The sequence below is a fragment of the Anaerocolumna jejuensis DSM 15929 genome (assembly GCF_900142215.1).
GTDB lineage: Bacteria > Bacillota > Clostridia > Lachnospirales > Lachnospiraceae > Anaerocolumna > Anaerocolumna jejuensis.
Genome location: NZ_FRAC01000009.1, coordinates 205,017 through 223,196 on the forward strand (window position 1 = coordinate 205,017; position 18,180 = coordinate 223,196).

An 18,180-nucleotide genomic window follows, 5' to 3' on the forward strand; every position below is an offset into this window, starting at 1 on the left:
ATCAAGTGTAAATTCTATGGCAAACTATTAATTTATTGCAGACCATCAATGTATAGTCGATTAGCCGATTTTGCATAGCAGATTGCCTATTTGATTAGCCTTTTCCATAATGTAAAAAAGCCAGTACTTTACTCATATTGAACTGACCTCCTATAAGTTAGATTTTTAGTTCTAATTTATGAAGGCAGTTCAATCTGAGCAAAAAACTGACTTTCTGATATAACTATTTTTTATTTCCACAAAACCACATCGTCCAGAGGCTGTCTGGTTTTCTCAAATTGGGGCGTTCCGCTGCGATAACCGAAACCTGCCATAACCGATACACCAAAATGCTTTGGATCCATAAGTCCTTCCTCAGCCAGGAGCTGATCTACTGCTTTCTGATTGAAGCCCTCAATTGGACAGGAATCGATGCCAAGAAGGGCTGCGGCTGTCAGCATATTAGCCATTACAATGTAGGTCTGCTTGCTTGCCCAGTCAAATAAAGCGCGATCACTTTCCAGCAGGTTGAAATCATTTTGCTGGAAGCCTTTAAATGCCTGGCGTTTGCCTTCGGCAATATTATCCGGCAGCTTCTGTATATCCTTCATGATATGTGTGAGATAATCGGAGTCGAAAACCGTATCGGCCTTTCTGCGTGCAAGAAGAATTACCAGATGGCTGGCTCCGTCTAGACTGTTCTGGGCACCCCAGGCTATGGGATAAAGTTTCTTTTTCAAATCTGCGTCCTGCAGTACAATCAATTTCCACGGCTCAAAACCGAAGGAACTCGGTGAGAGATGCGCAGCTTCCAGAATGGTGTCAAAATCTTCCCCTGACACGGATTTTGTGGAGTCAAACTGCTTGCAGGCGTGGCGGAAGCGGAATGCATCCAGAATGGTTTGATTCATATTACTCATGGTATTATTACCACCTTTCCTTTTGATAGAAACATAGTAGCATATAATATTCGGATGTTGAAGTACGCAAAATAATGATATATAATATACTAAATGTAACATTACTATCTTTTTTATATTATTGGAGAAAAACTATGGAAAATAATAATATTCTGATTCCGGATTGCCCCAACAGGGTCTGCCCGGTGGAAACTACTTTAAACATTATGAGCGGTAAATGGAAGGGAATTATCCTCTTCCGGCTGCTTGGCGGAAAGAAACGCTTTGGCGAGCTCAAAAAACTTATGCCCACCATCACCTTCCGAACTTTAACACTGCAGCTGCGGCAGCTGGAGCAGGATGGAATCGTCCAGCGCACCGTATACGCAGAAGTACCGCCCCGTGTAGATTACGCACTTACTGCCCTTGGGGAGTCCATGCGCCCCATCATTCAGGCAATGTATGATTGGGGCACAGATTATCAAAAAACCAGAGTGGATACCAACAGCTCTGAATTAGAATCGGAGTGATACTTTCTCTACTATTTACCAATTTCTGAACTCCTGAACTCCGCTATTTTTCCTGGCTGTCTTTATGGCAGCCAGGAAAAATGGCGGAACTGTAATTTATATATGTATTAAATGTTAATATAATTAGCACCAGAAATTATATTGCTCTTGACATTATATATTTCCGCTGATAATATATGCATATATAATGTTATTACCAGTACTATTTATCAAACATAGCTATTTGTATTATTTGTATGGCATAGTTTTAATATTAATATCATGTGCCCAATTATATGTATTACTTAATATATTGCTTAATATGTATTACTTAAAACTTATTGGCATAATTACACTCTGCGCAAATATATGTATATACATGTATTTAAAATAACTTGGAAATAAATCTGGAAAAGGGAGACATTCTAAAATGGAACAAATAGAAAAACTGATTCAAAGAAAAGCCCTTGAACTAGGCTATGAAAAGTGCGGTATTATTCCGGTACACCTTCTGGAAGGGTATAAGGAAAAACTAAATGAAAGGGTGCAAAAGGTTGCCGAGTCTGAGGCATTTTATAAGGGAAAGCAGCACCTTGCACATTTTGAAAAGGAATTCCCCTGGGCGAAGTCCGTTGTTGTTCTGACGGTTCCCCAGACCCAGTACAAGGTCCCGGAAGCTGTCGGAGGCCATATTGCCAAATCCTATCTGTTCGATTCCCGCGTTGATGAACAAACGAAGGAACACCAGCACAGTCTGAGTCTTGAGGCATATATGAAGGAACTTGGTCTGCGGGTATCCACTGAGCGCAAATATGGAATTGTCGGACTTCGCTGGGCTGCAATGCAGGCTGGCCTTGGGATTATCCGCAGAAATAATTTTTTCTATTCTGAGTCCGGCTCCTGGGTCCGGCTGGAAGCATTCCTGACTGACCGGGACATGGAACTCATAGAAAAACCAAGGTTTACTCCCTGTCCCAAGAACTGTGACCGCTGCATCAAGGCCTGCCCCACTTCTTCCCTTTGTGACGCTTATACCATGAACCCCCTCCGGTGCGTTTCTTTTCTGACAACCTTCAGCGGAAGAGACCTGCCCCAGGAACCCCTGGCAGCAGATTTCGGTGAATGGATTTATGGCTGTGACATTTGCCAGGAAGTCTGTCCTATGAACCATGGGAAGTGGACGGGCAGCGAGGAGTTTCCCGGACTGACCGAGCTGGCTCCTTCTCTTACGGTGGAAACCATTATGAAAATGGACGAAGAATTCTACCGGCAGAAGGTACAGCCGAAGTTTTTCTATCTTACACCGGATGAACTATGGAAATGGCAGGTGAACGCCCTCAATTACATGAATAATAATTATCAGGAGCATTTTGAGCAAATCATTCTTGAGGCCTGCGGAAGCAGTTTCGAAAAAGTACGGGAAATGGCAGTAGCTATCTGTAAAAGTCATGAAATCCATGTAGAAAAAGAATTAGCTTCTTATGAATAGTAAAGGAACTTCTCTTTATGATAAATAAATGAACTTCTTCCAACGACAATAAATGAGCGAGCTAATCCCCGCTGCTTGACAAGCTGGCTTTTTCCCTTTATTGTTATATCTGCATACATTTCCCTATGGGAGGTAATATAGAATGGATCAAAAGAACAGTAAGGAGCCAAGACTTGAGAATTGCGCCTGCAGGAATCTTAGAATGACGACCCGTGTGGTCACACAATATTATGACAGGGCACTTCAGGACTCCGGTTTAAAATCCACACAATTTGCTCTGCTAAACGATATCTCCTCAAAGGAGGACGGCATTTCAGTAAACGAGCTGGCAGAGTACTCTATGATGGATCAGACAACAGTCACACGTAATATTGAAATTCTTCGCAAGAAGGGTTATGTGGATATTAAAACGGAGGAAAAGGACTCACGAAAGAAACGGATTACAGTAAGTGAAGCCGGTAAGGATAAGCTAAAGGCAGCTACTCCTCCCTGGAAAGATGCTCAAATCAAATTGCAGCAGACCATCGGACTGGAACGGTATAAAGTACTATTGGAAACCCTCTCACTTTTAAGGGAACTAACTTAGATAATCCTGCTAAAGACTGTAGGGAAGCCTGTCTTGAAACACTTTTTATTGCTGAAATATTCGGATATATTTTCATCCTTCTCAAATTTTAAGTTTATTAAATTAAGGCGTAAAAGCTAAGTACCACTTTTACGCCTTCAATTTTCCTTTGCTTATTTTATCCTTTGCTTATTTTATTCTTTGTTTACTTTATCCTTTGTTTATTTTTCCTGTGCTAATTTTTTCCAGTACGAATTTATCCTGTGCTATTTTTATCCTGCGAAACCTTCCTTATCATTATTTCAAATCCAGCTCTCTTATGCGGCTGGTTCAAATTGGCTGTTGTAAAGATCCGCATAGAAACCGCTATTTTCGAGCAGCTCCTCATGACTGCCGCTTTCAATTATATCGCCGTCCTTCATAACCAGGATCAAATCAGCGTTTTTAATAGTGGAAAGCCTGTGTGCTATGACAAAGGATGTTCTGCCCTCTGTCAGTTTATCCATTGCTTTCTGAACGATTCTCTCAGTTCTGGTATCAACAGAGCTGGTTGCTTCATCCAGTATCAGCAGCGGCGCATTCTGTATCATGGCACGTGCAATGGTAATCAGCTGCTTTTGACCTTCCGATAGGCTTGCCTTGTCGTTAAGTACGGTATCATATCCATCAGGAAGCGTCTTGATGAAATGATGCAATCCGACTGTCTTACAGGCAGCAACCACCTGCTCCTCCGTAACCCCTTTCTTGCTGTATACAATATTCTCCCGAATAGTTCCCTCAAATATCCATGTATCCTGCAGGACCATACCGAACTGTTCATGTACATTTTCCCGGGGAACCTGGCTGATCGGTGTCTTATCCACGAGGATCTCACCGCCGTCCAACTCATAGAACCGCATAAGCAGATTCACTATTGTTGTCTTACCTGCGCCGGTGGGTCCGACAATTGCAACCTTTTGCCCTGCCTTAATTTCGGCAGAGAAGTCATGAATTATAGTCTTATCCGGAGTATATCCGAATTTTACATGCCTGAATTCCACATCCCCTTTAATATTCGAAAGCTTCTTCCTCTTTTGGCTTTCATCCGTTAATTCCTCTTCATCGAGGAATTCAAATACACGTTCTCCTGCCGCGGCGGTTCTCTGCAGATTGTTAAAGGCCTGCGCAATCTGTGACATTGGCTGTGTAAACAAGCGGACATACATGGTAAATGCAACAATAACGCCAAAGGTAATTGTTCCGTTCATGGCAAGGGCTGCACCGACCACACACACAGCCACATAACCCAGATTACCCACAAAGCCCATGATGGGTATCATCAGTCCTGACAAAAACTGAGACTTCCATGCACTCTTGTAAAGCTTTCCGTTTATCTTTTCAAAGGTATTCTTTGCATCCCTGCCACCGTTATATACCTTGACAACATTATGGCCCGTATAGATTTCTTCTATATGACCGTTGATATTTCCAAGCTCCCTTTGCTGTTCACTGAAAAATTTCTGGGTCTTGCTCATAATGAATATCATCAGGATAAAGCCTATTACACCGGAACCGACTGCAGTAAGGGCCATAATCCAATTGTTGTAGAACATCATAATAAGGGAACCCACGAACATTGTGACGGAAGTAATCAGGGTACCGATACTTTGATTCAGGGTCTGGCCTATGGCGTCGACATCGTTAGTCACCCGGCTTAAAACGTCTCCATGGCTTGTTTTATCAAAATATCGAAGGGGCAGGCGGTTAATTTTCCCGGAAATATCCGTACGCATTTTTTTAGAAATTTTCTGGGTCATTGTTGCCATAATAAAGCTTTGAATCAGGTTCAGCAGCATGGAACCTACATAAAAGAATACAAGGAGCCAGGTAATATTCGCTACCGCATTCATATCGATGCTTTTAAATACCGGAACCCCTTTCACCAGCATTGGAAGGCCTTTACTGATTTCATTTGTCAGGTCCTTCAGCTTATCCGGACCGATAATCTGGAACACTGTACCCAGGGCTGCGGTAATCAGTGCTATTATAATAACCGGTAAATAGCTTTTACAGTATTGCAGCAGTTTTACCATTGTCCCTTTAAAGTTTTTTGGTTTTTCAGCGGGACCCGCCATACCGCCTCTTCCACCCATTGGACCTTGAGCGGGTCTTGTTTTTATATTTTCACTCATATTGCAAGTTCCTCCTCACTTAACTGTGACATGGCAATTTCCTTATATACCTCACATGTCTTTAAAAGCTCATCATGCTTGCCATGGCCCACAACTCTGCCTTCCTCCAGCACGATAATCTGATCGGCATCCATTACTGTTCCGATACGCTGGGCAACAATTAAGCTGGTCACCCCTGCTGTTTCTTTTTTCAGTGCTGTACGCAGCACCCGGTCAGTCTTATAATCAAGCGCCGAAAAGCTGTCATCAAAAATGTAGATTTCCGGCTTACGGCATACGGCACGGGCTATGGCAAGGCGCTGTTTCTGTCCGCCGGATACATTAGCACCGCCTTGTGCAATATCTGCCTCATACTGTCCGTCCATGTTCTCCACGAATTCCGCACCCTGGGCAATCCGAAGAGCCTGCTTGATTTCTTCTTTCATAGGTTTGGCACGGCCGTTGTCACCATAGCCCACATTGGAGCTTACGGTTCCCTTGAATAAAACTGCTTTTTGCGGCACGTAACCAATTTTATTATGGAGGGCTTCCTGGGTGTACTCTTTTACATTCATACCATCGATAAGGACTTTCCCCTTCGTTGTATCAAAAAAGCGTGGTACAAGATTGACCAGCGTGGTCTTGCCGCTGCCTGTGGCACCAATGAAAGCCACTGTTTCACCCTTTTTGACCGAAAAGCTGACATCCTGCAGTACATAATCAGCTGCACCCGGATACTGAAAGCTGACATGGTCAAAGGTAACCTCTCCCTCACTTCCCGGTTTTCCTGCCGTTGCCCTGCCTTCGGTAATAACCGGCTCAATATCCAGTACCTCGTTAATACGCCTGGCAGAAACAGAGGCCCTGGGGAGCATGACGAACATCATGACAACCATCATGAACGCCATAATAATCTGCATGGAGTAGGAAGAAAAGACAACCATGTTAGAGAACAGTGACAACTTATCCATGGCTTGTGCCGAATTGATGAGATAGGCGCCAATCCAGTAAATGGCAAGAGTAAGTCCGCTCATCATCAAGCTTAGGACCGGCATCATTACAGCCATGCCCTTGCTGGTAAACAACTGTGTCGATGTCAGGCTTTCGTTTGCAGCTTCAAATTTATCTTCCTGGTAATTCTCGGCGTTATAGGCACGAACCACCCTCAGGCCTGTAAGATTTTCCATAGTAACACGATTCAGACCGTCGGTAAGTGTCTGCATCATCTTGAATTTTGGCATTATCAGAGCCATAATGACAGCCATCATGACAATGAGGAATAACAATACAACTCCGGTGGCAAGCGTCCATTCAAACCCTTTTCCTGCAATCTTGGCGATTGCCCATACTGCCGTAATAGGCGCTTTAATTATCATTTGCAGTCCCATAATCACCAGCATTTGAATCTGTGTAACATCATTGGTGGAACGTGTAATAAGACTTGCTGTAGAGAATCGGCTTATTTCTGCCATTGAAAAGGAATCTACTTTGTCATACAGCAGACTGCGCAGCCTTTGGGAAAAGGATGCGGCTATCCGTGCCGCGAAGAAGCCGACGGCAATGGATGAGGCAAGGCTTCCAAGGGCACAGAGCAGCATATACCCTCCGGCTTCCCAGATATCTGCCATTTTGCTTCCCGCTGTTTGTGTTAATCTTGTAATCTCAGACATATAATCCGGCAATTTCAGATCAAGCCATACCTGTGTGACAATAAACACAAGGCTGATGATGACCTGGAGCCATTCTATCCGGTTCAGTCGTTTCAGAATTTTAATCATAGGGTTAACCTCCATTTAATAATAGTGTTCGATTCTAATAGTGTTAGCAATATAGGTATTGAAAGGCGGTCACTGTTTTAGTGACCGCTACTTTATTTTATCTTTATTCTGTGATGCAAATTCCGCAATTCTTCCGGTAATTCGTACACATTCCCGGGCATCCTGCTCGCCTAACATCCCGAGGACTCCCGCCATGATTTCCATAGCCTCCTGATGGTGTTTTTCCGCAAAAGCCTTTCCCTTAGGTGTAAGGTCTACTAAAATCTTTCTGCGGTCGCTGGTATTAATTTGCCGTGTAACCATTTCTTTTCTCTCCAGGCTGTTCAAGGCAGCAGCAACACGTGCAGAGCTGATACCCATTTTATTGCTGATTTCACTGGGCAGTACAGACCTTTTGTTAAGAGCAAGAAACTGGAGTACGAACTGCTCACCCTGCATGGATTCACTGATTTGCTTTTGAGGCCCTGCCTGCCTTATTTTATGCATATTTTGCATAAGCTCGAAAGCCAGCTCTTTATAATCCAACTTAAAACCTCCCTGCTTCATTTATCTAACCCTGTTAGTATTATAATAGTGTTAATATTTTAAGTCAAGAGATATTTTTCATTTTATATAAATTTAATCCGGGTGTCAGAATGTCATGTTATACTACTTGCTTTTCACAGGATTTCCGAGCGCATTCACTGCAGATTCCATAATATTTAATTTGAATATCCCTTACCTCAAAATTATATTTGTCATGGATGATGGCATTGGAGTCACTGACAAATAAGTTCTCTGCCACACCAATAATTTTTCCGCAATACATGCAGATAAGATGGGGGTGTATGGTATCCTCCCCGGAAGCCAGCTCATATTTGCTGATTTCATCCTTTTTATCCAGGCATCTTATAATTCCCAACTCATCCATAATCTGAAGGGACCGGTAAACAGTGGAAATTCCTAAAGCTTTGTCCTTTTGCCTTGCAATTTCCCATATTTCTTTTGGACTTAAGTATCCATCCTGGCTTTCCAGTAATATATTCCAGATTATCTGCCGCTGTCCGGTCATTTTATATCCATTTTCTTTCAGCAATACTTCAAATTTTTTCATACTAACCACCATGCCTCCCAACACGCCTCAAGATTGGGCCGAGGATTTCGCAGGCACAATCTTGTGTGAAAATTGCTTTTTAATTTTCACACTAACTCCCAATTTACATACAGTTATTAATCCGGAGGTGTCTTTTGAAAAATTACTGCTATCCATAACTGCTTTCATCCCTTCTTTATTTGAAATTAATAAGGTACCTTGTGAATTTCATAATAGCACCCGTTAAGATGAAAGTCAAGCATTTTATTCAGGTACCTTGTTATTTTTTTTATCCGATAAAATCAAGCATTATAGCTTTCCTTTGATTCCAATACAAATACAGGCGGTCATAGCCCCGCCTGTATTTGTATTTTTTATGGATTTATATTTTTATAGATTTATATTTTTTTAAGTTATACTTTCTCTAATTATTTTATTTTAATACTCTATCCTATAGTAAGGTGAAACGATGCCAAAGCTGCCAAGTGTACATTTCACTATTTCCAGTTAATGTCCGCACTTTTCCTTGGTACCGTCCTCAAATATGTTACATCCGGGTATCCTATCACCATACAGGATACCATATGTTTTCCTTCCTGAATTCCGAGAAACTCCTTAATCTTTTCATTATTTTGGGCAGCCCTTATAAAAAATCCGCTGAAGAAGGTTCCAAGGCCTAATGCATTTGCCAGCAGCTCCATATTAGAAGATGCCAGGCCCCCATTGATATCGGAATTTGCAGTAACAATAATGACAGCCGGAGCATTAAAAAATAACCTGTCGTTTACACTTGGTTTTTCCAGGTAATCCTCATACATCTTAATCCACATTCCGGCATATCTCTTAGTTACCGCTGTTATCTCTGAAGCTGGAGCAGCTAACATCTGCTCTCCTGTTTGCTTAAGCGTTTCCAGGGCCAGGGCCTTCAGCTTCTGAATTTCTTTTCTTACAACTATGTAGGAAACATCCTGCATATTGCTGCCTGTCTGAGTAAACCTGCCGGCCTCAATTATTTTTAACAGCTTCTCTTCTTCCACTTCCCTGTTTTTAAATTGCCTTACAGTCCTTCTGAATTTAATAAAATTTAGAAGATTATCCCCATCTATATCAAACTCTTCTTTCACATAGCTTTTTACATCATTCATATCATATTCATCTGTTGTTACCGCATCCTTGGGACATACCGCAATGCAGTGCCCGCATTTTATACAGGCAATATTATTGATTTTTGCTTTCCCTTCAATCAGCTCTATATCCTTTGGAAAACAATCCTTGACACATTGTCCGCAGCCAATGCATTTTTCAATATTAATTTTCATCATGTTGTTTACATCCTCCTATTCAATTTTATACCCTCCTGAAATCACTTTTCTCTCAAGCTCTGCAGCTCCGCTATCCGATCATCTGCAATCCATCGTCCCTTTATCCAGTGCACTTACCATCTAGTACACCTGCCATCCAGTATACCTTCATTCAGTGTGCCTGTCGTCCAGTGCATCTGCCATCCAGTGAACCTGCTATCCAGTGCTCCTGCTATCCAGTGCTCCTGCCATCCAGTGCTCCTGCCATCCAGTGCTCCAACCATCCAGTGCTCCTTCTATCTAATGCACCTGCCATCTAGTGTGTCTATCATCCAGCCACCAGCCATCCCGTGCATTTTCCTTACCGGCAATTCCAAACCTTCCAGTCTGATTCCCCGCATAAATATAAGGAGGATTTCCTAATATAAAAAGTAAGGAAACCCTCAAAGGTAAAAGTTAAAATGCAGCCACAAAATTTTTGCTTACTTTAGCTTTCTTTTCTTTAAATCTGGCAAGTGGGAACGATGGGGAGAATAAAGTTTCTTTCTATGAAGTATTTTATTGAAGTTTCATTCTTAATACTATCATTAAGTTATGAAAAATACAAATATATTGCATCTTCAGTTTTTCTCCATTATCCCTCTGCCACTAAACTTATTTTATGCTTTTACCTTTCTTTCAGTAAGATAATAAAGGAATGCTATCACTGGTAAGATGAAGCCTATTACAGACGCTGCTTTCCAGCTACCCTGGGCATATGACCAGCCTCCCAGGGCCGATCCGATTGCACCGCCGGCAAAGAAAACTGCCATGAATACTCCGTTTACCCTTCCGCGGATTTCATCGCCCAGCCCATAAATTGCCTGCTGCCCAAGAACAAGATTTCCCGAAACCGCCATATCGAGGAGAATGGCTGCGGCACAGAATATGATCAGCGATATTCTTTGATTACTTTGTAAAACATAGGTTAATGCAAAGGAAGCTGCTGCGATTATAAAAGCAAGTCCAGTGAGCTTTCTGGCCCACCCCTTGTCTGCCAGTCTTCCTGCGATTGGTGAGGCAATAGCACCTGCAACTCCTGCTAGAGCAAATAAAGCAATTTCATTCTGGGTTAGATGGAAGTGATATGACAGCCATAACGGAACAACCGTCCAGAATAAGCTGTAGCTGCCAAATAAAGCTGCCTGGTACAGGGCCCTCCTGCGTAATACAGAACTGGTTCTAAATAAATGCCACAGGGATTTAATAATAGCCTGGTAATTGTCCTGAGGCTGAGGCTTTCTTTTCGGAAGCAGAAAGCTTAACAGGATTATGAGCATTGCTATAATAACTGCTGATATTAAAAATACGGATTTCCATCCCCAGATGCCGGTAATTATACTTGCTACCGGTCTTGCAAGCATAATCCCAAGCAAAAGACCGCTCATTACATTTCCAACGATTCTTCCTCTTTGCTTTTCCGGTGCCAGATGTGCGGCAAAGGGAACTAATATCTGTGCGGCTACAGAGCCTAACCCAATTAATATCGTAGCTGCGAAAAAGAGATAGGAAGTTGTTGCCATAGGTGCCAAAACCAGCCCCAGAATGGCTACAACCAATATGGATGCCACAAGGCGTTTATTTTCCAGTAAATCACTGAGGGGAACAAGAAACAAAAGCCCCATTGCATAACCTAACTGTGTCATTGTAACTATTAGTCCGGATAAACCGGCCGAAATTCCTGTGTCCGCACTAATAGGACCTACCAGGGGCTGTGCATAATATAAATTTGCAACAATCAGACCACATGCACTTGCCAGCAAAAATACAAGCCAGCTGGATATCTTTTTTTCTTCAGATAATTCGCTTTTCATATAATATCCTCCATTCATAGTTGTAAACGATTTTTAAATAATTTATATACTGAACGTTTAGTTTATGATTATATATTAAACGCACCGTTTAGTTTTGTCAAGTACTTTCTTTTAAAAAATTTATATTGTATAATGTACGTATCGTTTTTAATATTACATTTATAATGAAATGAAAAGGAGAATTCAATGGAAAAAAAGGTAGGACGCCCCCGCAGTGAAGAAACAAAAAAAGCCATTCTCACTGCTTCTTACGAGCTATTGCTTGAGAATGGCTTTAATACTATAACTGTTGAAGGTATTGCTGAGAGAGCCGGAGTCAGTAAAGCGACTATTTATAAATGGTGGCCGAACAAAGCAGCTGTGGTCTTAGACGGTTTTTTCGCAGCCACAGAATCAATGCTCCATGTACCGGATACCGGTTCAGTAAGTGAAGATCTTTTCATACAGGTAAATAACCTGGCAGCCTTTATTACCAGTCCGAAGGGAAAGGTAATTACAGAACTGATTGCAGCCGGCCAATTTGATGCTAACATTGCTGAAGAATACCGTGTCAGGTATTTCAATCCCCGCCGCCTCATATCACAGCATATCCTTGAGCGCGGTATGCAAAGAGGGGAGCTGAAAAACGACCTGGACATGGAGCTGAGTATTGACCTGATTTTTGCTCCTCTATTTTACCGGTTATTAATAACCGGTAAAACAGTGGATTCTGCGTTTGTTAAAAGCCTGATTTCCCATACCCTGACAGGAATGAAGGCACAAACGGAATAACTGCTTTTTATAAATTGCTAGCTTTCTATCTATGAATTACTTTCTATAATAATACCTTGTCCCTCATCCGTGGCTTATATTAACCTTACTTATATTAACCTTATGATTCTATATCTGATTTATTAGATTGCCCTGTATTCTTTGAGCAATTTTTCAACCTCTGTGCCCTCAACCTTCTTGAGGGCTTCTTTGAGTGCCATCTTTTCCTTTAGAGGCAGCTTCATCTCAGAGAGCTGCTTACCGTCAAAAAGCTATACGGTTGCATTCAGGAGAGCCCGCACATCGTATAAGCTGCCCCAGACCTCAGGCACACCACAGTCAATATTCAGCAAAGTATAGACTGACTCCATACCGGTACGGATGGAATACTCAGTCGTAAAAATGGTATCCCTTACGGTTTCGGCAAACTGGTTATTTCTGGCTAAATAATAGTTCATCTTCATGAAGGCAGCAATAATCAAAAAAACTCTTTGATAAAACTTTCATCAACTAAACGTGTTAGTATATAACGCATTTAAACCATGGATTCTTCCAGACAATTCTGATATTTTTGCAGCAGCTCCTGAGGAATGGGAACTGGCCTTTTCCTGTTCATGTCATAAAAGTATCCTGTCTGTTTGCCGCAGCAGACTAATTTGCCGTCTGATTTTATTTCAATACTAATTGTCCACCGTGATTTGTTCAAATCGGATATCCATAATTCTCCAACTGGGTTGTCCAGGATGGTAAGCGGCCGTTTATAATCAATTTCAGTTTTGCTTAGAATAGGTGATTGGTTTAATTTTAACATATCTTCATATGCCCAAAACTGATCCAGCAGTAAAAACCGGAGATCCTCAAACCAGCGGACATACACTATATTGCTGACAATTCCCATTACATCAATGTCATAGGCATTTACCTTTATCTTTTTTTCCACAAGCATTGGCCTTGAATTCATAACAGTATAGCTCCTTCCATTACTTTAATTTTACATTTGCATTTTAAATTGGGATAAAAATCCTATGTAATTAAGTTAGTACCTAACATATCATATAACCCAAAAAAGGATTTGTCAATATTACAGCCAAAAAGGCAGGAAATATTATACAAATCCTATCGAATACTATTTGTCATTTGTACTATACATCAAATATGTGTATCTTAATGTTCTCATCTAGTGACTCTATACTAACTTTACTGTAAACCAGTGCACACTTGAAATTTGACATTTTTTGAATATTAGTTAGCATTAGCGATTCTGATTCTAACTCTATTAACCGTTTACTTAGGACATCTCTATAAGCAGAAGCTCCATTTTGTTTTATCCAGCATTCAATTGCTTCACCTTGTTTTATAACAATATATCCATCACCATCTTTAAAGTTAAAACGAACTACATAAGCCTCATTCAAAAGTGTTGGTTCCCATATGTTATAAAATATATCTTCAACATCATTTAATTGAATCAGTAAATTGGTTTTTACAACACAGCCCATCTCATTAATAGTTATTTCAAACATTTGATTGTTTGATGCCACATAAAAAATACTATCACCGTCAAACGATAATTTAATAGGATATAAATGATTATATTCTATTCCCAGCGAAAATTCCCTTTGCCTGCTTATCACTCCATCTAATAGCATTTCACGATGCAGAATTTTGGGATATTTGCTGTTAATTAACTGTAATTTATCATCCTTGGACATAACCTTTGTCTGTGACGGTAATGGTATATTATAGATTTTTCGGCTTTTAAAGAGATTGCTTTTATCAAATATATATTGACCAATTTTGTCTTTCTTCTCTTTGTTAAAAATATCCTTACTAAAATAAATTACCTCCTGACGATACCAGACAGAGAAATTATCCACAAACTCCGTAAGTAATTTCTCGCTTTGTATACGTTTACGATTTTCTAAAGGTAAAATACTCTCTCTAATTTTATCCGTATTCGTTGAACTTAATCTCACCCAAACTGTTTTATCCGGAGCCATAAGAAAAGATGGAATGACACCTTCAGTCTCAGTAAATACATCTACTATTTTCATTGTATGATCCAAGATAATATAGTCTAGATTTTTTCTATAATCTGAAGAATATAATTTAACTGCAATCAGCAAATTAGCTCTCTCATTATCCCAAAAAACAGAAGAGACACTAATGCTTTGATTTGCAGAAATTGTAATTATTCCATTGACATAATTAACACAGTATTTATTATTTGACTTCTTAAGTTCCTGCATATTTTTTTCCTTAGCATAATGTAATATGTATTCATAATCGGCAATATCTGCATAAGCTCTGCCATGCTATAAAAACTGAAGGCTTTATATTGAATTAATCAGCATTTTCCTAGACAAACACTTGAACTGCCTTTTTCATACGCTGGACTATCGGTACTCCAAAGGGACAGCGTTTCTCACAGGCAGCGCAGCTGATACAATTCGATGCATTTGCCGATAGGGAGCTATAGTGGGCCTTAATCGTAGCCGGAATTTCCTCCTGCATTTCTGCCAAATCATATAGCTTATTAACCATTGCTATATCTATGTAGACCGGACATGGGGCACAATGGCCGCAATAAGTACATTGGCCGGAATATGCATGATAGGGTGCATTTGCAAGCACAGTGGCATAGTCCTTCTGTTCCTCGGTAGCATTTTCATAGGCTGCGGCAGCATCCACTTCTTCCGGAGCAGCGCATCCCACCAAAACTGTGGCAACTGCCGGACGAGTAAGTGCATAATGAAGGCACTGAACCGGTGTCAAAGCCACACCAAAGGGTGAACTTTCCGCCTGAAACAGCCTTCCTCCGCCATAACCCTTCATTACAGTGATTCCAACATTTTCCCTTTCGCAAATCTGATACAGTTCTTCCCGTTCCGGTGCAATTCCCTTAAGGTTCTCATTGTAGTGTTCGCTGAACAGCTGGTTGATATCCTCACTTGCGGGAAGCATATCAAAGGCAGGATTAAGACTGAACAAAACCATCTCAATTTCACCGCTCAATGCTGCTGCCTTTGCGACCTCCGGATTGTGCGTGCTGAGCCCGATATGGCGGATTGTTCCCACTTCTTTTAAACCTCTTACGTAATCGATAAATTCCCCCGTCATGATTTTATTGAACTCTGCCACTTCATCAACAAAATGAATCATACCAAGGTCAATATAATCTGTTTTCAGACGGTTCAATAAATCCTGAAAAGCTTCCTTTACCTTCTCCAATTCACGGGTTCGAACATACTGGCCATTCTGCCAGGTTGAACCGATATGCCCCTGTATCACCCATTTTTCCCGGCGGCCGGCAATTGCTGCACCAATATTGGAGCGTACATTGGGTTCCGACATCCAACAATCCAGGATGTTAATCCCATATGCTTCACTGCGCTCAATTACTGCTTTTACATCGGCTGCATTGTGGCGTTCCAGCCATTCTGCACCAAGTCCGATTTCACTGACACTCAACCCCGTTTTTCCTATCTGCCTGTATTTCATAGCCTTTCCCCTCTCTGCTCACTTAATAAATTTAAGGAACGATAAACCATTTTTTTAAATCAAATATATTGAAAGACTTTAAGTATATGATTAAATTATATCATATCAATAACCAAATATACCAGTACAGCATTGCTTATGTTTTGCTTATCCTATTAAGAACTTATATACAGCCTCAACCCCTGCCTGTAAAATCCGTTCGTTATCAATATCGTTTTTGCCGAATACGATTTGATCCACAACAGCACTGATTAATTTAAAAGTTACAATTGCTGCTGCTTCAATATCTTCTACCTTAATGTATTCCTTGTATGCCTGAAAACACTGGAGCGTCATCTGCCATGTTTTTTCACGCTGCTTTTCCTGCACAGCCGCCACTTCCGGCATGGAGTAGCAAAGAATATTCATCTCGCAGTTCAGCTCCTTGGAAATCTGGTGCACTTCAATCAATCCTTCAATTAACCGTCGAAACCACATTCTCAGATCAGATTTGTATAACTCCATATCCCGGGATAATTTATCATGCACTTTAAAAAAGGAATCATTATACCGGTCTAATATTTCTAACAGGATGGTATCCTTATCTTTGAAATAAGAATAAAGGCTGCCTATTGATACATTTGCAACCTGTGCAATTTCATTTGTTGTTGTATTGTAATAACCTTTTTCACAAAAAAGCCTGTATGCGGCATCTAATATCTTTTCTTTTGTTTTAATACTTCTTTCCTGCTGCGGTCTACGCACAGCTTTATCCTGTTTCATCCCATCAACTCCTTGTGATTATTGTAAGGCAAGCAGCCTTATTTGTCAACAATATGAGCAATTACTCATATTTAGTATTGACAGACTGCATTCATGGAGTTATATTAAATGTGAGTATTTACTCATATAATTTCAGAAAGAAGGACACCAATGCAAACGAATCAAAAAAAAACCAATTTGACAGTGGTTACTGTCGCTCTTGGTACATTCATGACCTGCTTTGACATCAACGCAGTGAATGTAGCACTGCCTCTTATGCAAACAGCTTTTCACACCACCATCGCCGTCGTAGAGTGGGTGGTCGTTGCTTATTTGCTCACCCTGTGTACTACACAACTTACCTTTGGAAGGATTTCAGATCTTTATGGGCTTAAAAAAGTCTATGTGTCCGGTTTTATCGGTTTTACAGTGGCTTCCATATTTTGCGGCCTGTCAGCGAATATCGCGATGCTGATTGTGTTTCGGGTTCTTGAAGCATTGAGCGGCGCAATGATGATGGCGTCAGGAAGTGCCATTGTAACAAATTCGGTCTTACCGGAAAACAGGGGAAAAGCACTTAGCATAACCTCCATGGCCGTAGCAGTGGCAACCTGTGCCGGACCTTCACTGGGTGGTTTTCTGGCTTCAGCCTTCGGCTGGAACAGCATCTTCTTTCTTAATATTCCCATAGGCCTAATCGGCACAATGCTTGCCATGAGAAACATACAGCCGGATGCCCCAAAAGCCGGTGCAAAATTCGATTCTGCCGGAAGCATTCTGATTATGGCTTCCCTCACACTGATTCTTTTGCCCCTTGATCGGATTGGCAAAACAAATGTTAATTCCATTTCAATTTTAATTTCTCTGTTCCTGGGGATTACCTTGCTTGCCGTATTTCTTATTTATGAAAAGAAATGCAGTCATCCGATACTCAATTTGAATCTCTTTAAAAACAGGGTTTTTGCCGTAAGTAATTTCGCCGCAACCTTTTTCTATATGAGTGAATTTATGATGGTTTTCCTTGCACCGTATTATCTCCAGCAACAGCACAGGTTCTCTGCTTCTGTTTCCGGGCTGATAATGCTTCCTATGTCCCTGATGATGATGGCAATAGCCCCTGTAAGCGGTGCAATATCCGATAAATCCGACAGCCGGCTTATCAGCAGTGCAGGTCTTGGCATTCTGGCAGCAGCAATTTTTATTTTCAGCAGTTTCAGACCGGACACTTCGCCCATTTTATTACTTCTGGCATTTGCAGTCACCGGTATGGGAGCCGGGCTTTTTCATACGCCAAACAACAGTGCTGTTATGGGAAGCGCCCCGGCACAGAGCAGAGGTGTTGCAAGTGCAACACTTGGAACCATGCGCAATATAGGCATGGTACTGGGTGAGGCAATTTCAGCGGCTCTGCTCTCCTCCAGGGTCAGCTATGCCACCTCCGCTTTCGCTGCCAAGGGAGTTCACGGCACTCTCTTACAGCAGGATGCATTCAATTACGCTATGCGCACTATCTGCATTGTGGCAGCCTGCTGTGCACTGGCAGCACTGATGCTTACACTGTTCAGGGGGAAAACCAGAAGGGCTGTCGGATAA

17 protein-coding genes and 1 pseudogene are annotated in these 18,180 nt (G+C 41.3%); 5 read left to right on the forward strand and 13 right to left on the reverse strand.

What is annotated here, in order from left to right; all coding sequences use genetic code 11:
• Window positions 1-230: 230 nt before the first annotated feature.
• Window positions 231-899, reverse strand: a complete 669-nt coding sequence (locus BUB77_RS08805) for an NAD(P)H-dependent oxidoreductase (protein WP_073274898.1) — start codon at window positions 897-899, stop codon at window positions 231-233.
• 134 nt (window positions 900-1,033) lie between these two features.
• On the opposite strand from BUB77_RS08805, the gene BUB77_RS08810 reads away from it, so the two are divergent.
• The 3 genes from BUB77_RS08810 to BUB77_RS08820 all read left to right on the forward strand — a co-directional run bounded on the left by BUB77_RS08810 (window position 1,034) and on the right by BUB77_RS08820 (window position 3,462).
• A complete protein-coding gene (locus BUB77_RS08810; protein WP_073274900.1) occupies window positions 1,034-1,408 on the forward strand; it encodes a winged helix-turn-helix transcriptional regulator in 375 nt (124 codons plus the stop codon).
• A 409-nt stretch (window positions 1,409-1,817) separates the two neighbouring features.
• A complete protein-coding gene (locus BUB77_RS08815; RefSeq protein WP_073274902.1) occupies window positions 1,818-2,876 on the forward strand; it encodes an epoxyqueuosine reductase in 1,059 nt (352 codons plus the stop codon).
• A gap of 142 nt (window positions 2,877-3,018) precedes the next feature.
• A complete protein-coding gene (locus BUB77_RS08820; protein WP_073274904.1) occupies window positions 3,019-3,462 on the forward strand; it encodes a MarR family winged helix-turn-helix transcriptional regulator in 444 nt (147 codons plus the stop codon).
• A gap of 296 nt (window positions 3,463-3,758) precedes the next feature.
• On the opposite strand, the gene BUB77_RS08825 is transcribed toward BUB77_RS08820, so the two are convergent.
• The 7 genes from BUB77_RS08825 to BUB77_RS08850 all read right to left on the reverse strand — a co-directional run bounded on the left by BUB77_RS08825 (window position 3,759) and on the right by BUB77_RS08850 (window position 11,595).
• Window positions 3,759-5,612, reverse strand: coding sequence for an ABC transporter ATP-binding protein (locus tag BUB77_RS08825; protein ID WP_084124036.1), 1,854 nt, complete (start codon window positions 5,610-5,612; stop codon window positions 3,759-3,761).
• Window positions 5,609-7,369, reverse strand: coding sequence for an ABC transporter ATP-binding protein (locus BUB77_RS08830; protein ID WP_073274906.1), 1,761 nt, complete (start codon window positions 7,367-7,369; stop codon window positions 5,609-5,611). The genes BUB77_RS08825 and BUB77_RS08830 overlap by 4 nt, the downstream gene beginning before the upstream one ends.
• An 87-nt stretch (window positions 7,370-7,456) precedes the next feature.
• Window positions 7,457-7,894, reverse strand: coding sequence for a MarR family winged helix-turn-helix transcriptional regulator (locus BUB77_RS08835; protein ID WP_170866618.1), 438 nt, complete (start codon window positions 7,892-7,894; stop codon window positions 7,457-7,459).
• 118 nt (window positions 7,895-8,012) lie between these two features.
• Entirely contained in the window at window positions 8,013-8,462 is a 450-nt protein-coding gene (locus BUB77_RS08840; protein ID WP_084124038.1) for a Fur family transcriptional regulator, read from the reverse strand.
• A gap of 476 nt (window positions 8,463-8,938) precedes the next feature.
• Complete coding sequence (locus BUB77_RS08845; RefSeq protein ID WP_073274910.1) at window positions 8,939-9,763, reverse strand: nitroreductase family protein; 825 nt, start codon at window positions 9,761-9,763, stop codon at window positions 8,939-8,941.
• Between the two features lie 113 nt (window positions 9,764-9,876).
• The gene (locus BUB77_RS29850; protein ID WP_170866619.1) at window positions 9,877-10,026 is read right to left on the reverse strand and encodes a hypothetical protein; all 150 of its coding nucleotides are present in this window, start codon (window positions 10,024-10,026) and stop codon (window positions 9,877-9,879) included.
• Between the two features lie 375 nt (window positions 10,027-10,401).
• The gene (locus BUB77_RS08850; protein ID WP_073274912.1) at window positions 10,402-11,595 is read right to left on the reverse strand and encodes an MFS transporter; all 1,194 of its coding nucleotides are present in this window, start codon (window positions 11,593-11,595) and stop codon (window positions 10,402-10,404) included.
• Window positions 11,596-11,781: 186 nt separating this feature from the next.
• On the opposite strand from BUB77_RS08850, the gene BUB77_RS08855 reads away from it, so the two are divergent.
• On the forward strand, window positions 11,782-12,366 hold the full coding sequence (locus BUB77_RS08855) for a TetR/AcrR family transcriptional regulator (RefSeq protein WP_073274914.1): 585 nt from the start codon (window positions 11,782-11,784) through the stop codon (window positions 12,364-12,366).
• A 122-nt stretch (window positions 12,367-12,488) separates the two neighbouring features.
• Here the strand turns inward: BUB77_RS08855 and BUB77_RS30885 are convergent.
• The 5 genes and pseudogenes from BUB77_RS30885 to BUB77_RS08880 form a co-directional block, all read right to left on the reverse strand.
• Window positions 12,489-12,827 (reverse strand): annotated as a pseudogene (locus BUB77_RS30885) (oleate hydratase).
• A 53-nt stretch (window positions 12,828-12,880) separates the two neighbouring features.
• Complete coding sequence (locus tag BUB77_RS08865) at window positions 12,881-13,306, reverse strand: acyl-CoA thioesterase (RefSeq protein ID WP_073274916.1); 426 nt, start codon at window positions 13,304-13,306, stop codon at window positions 12,881-12,883.
• Window positions 13,307-13,487: 181 nt separating this feature from the next.
• Window positions 13,488-14,594, reverse strand: coding sequence for a hypothetical protein (locus BUB77_RS08870; RefSeq protein WP_073274918.1), 1,107 nt, complete (start codon window positions 14,592-14,594; stop codon window positions 13,488-13,490).
• 109 nt (window positions 14,595-14,703) lie between these two features.
• Window positions 14,704-15,846, reverse strand: a complete 1,143-nt coding sequence (locus BUB77_RS08875; protein ID WP_073274920.1) for an aldo/keto reductase — start codon at window positions 15,844-15,846, stop codon at window positions 14,704-14,706.
• A gap of 147 nt (window positions 15,847-15,993) precedes the next feature.
• A complete protein-coding gene (locus BUB77_RS08880; RefSeq protein ID WP_073274921.1) occupies window positions 15,994-16,608 on the reverse strand; it encodes a TetR/AcrR family transcriptional regulator in 615 nt (204 codons plus the stop codon).
• A gap of 150 nt (window positions 16,609-16,758) precedes the next feature.
• Between BUB77_RS08880 and BUB77_RS08885 the strand changes: the two genes are divergently transcribed.
• Entirely contained in the window at window positions 16,759-18,180 is a 1,422-nt protein-coding gene (locus tag BUB77_RS08885) for an MFS transporter (protein WP_073274922.1), read from the forward strand.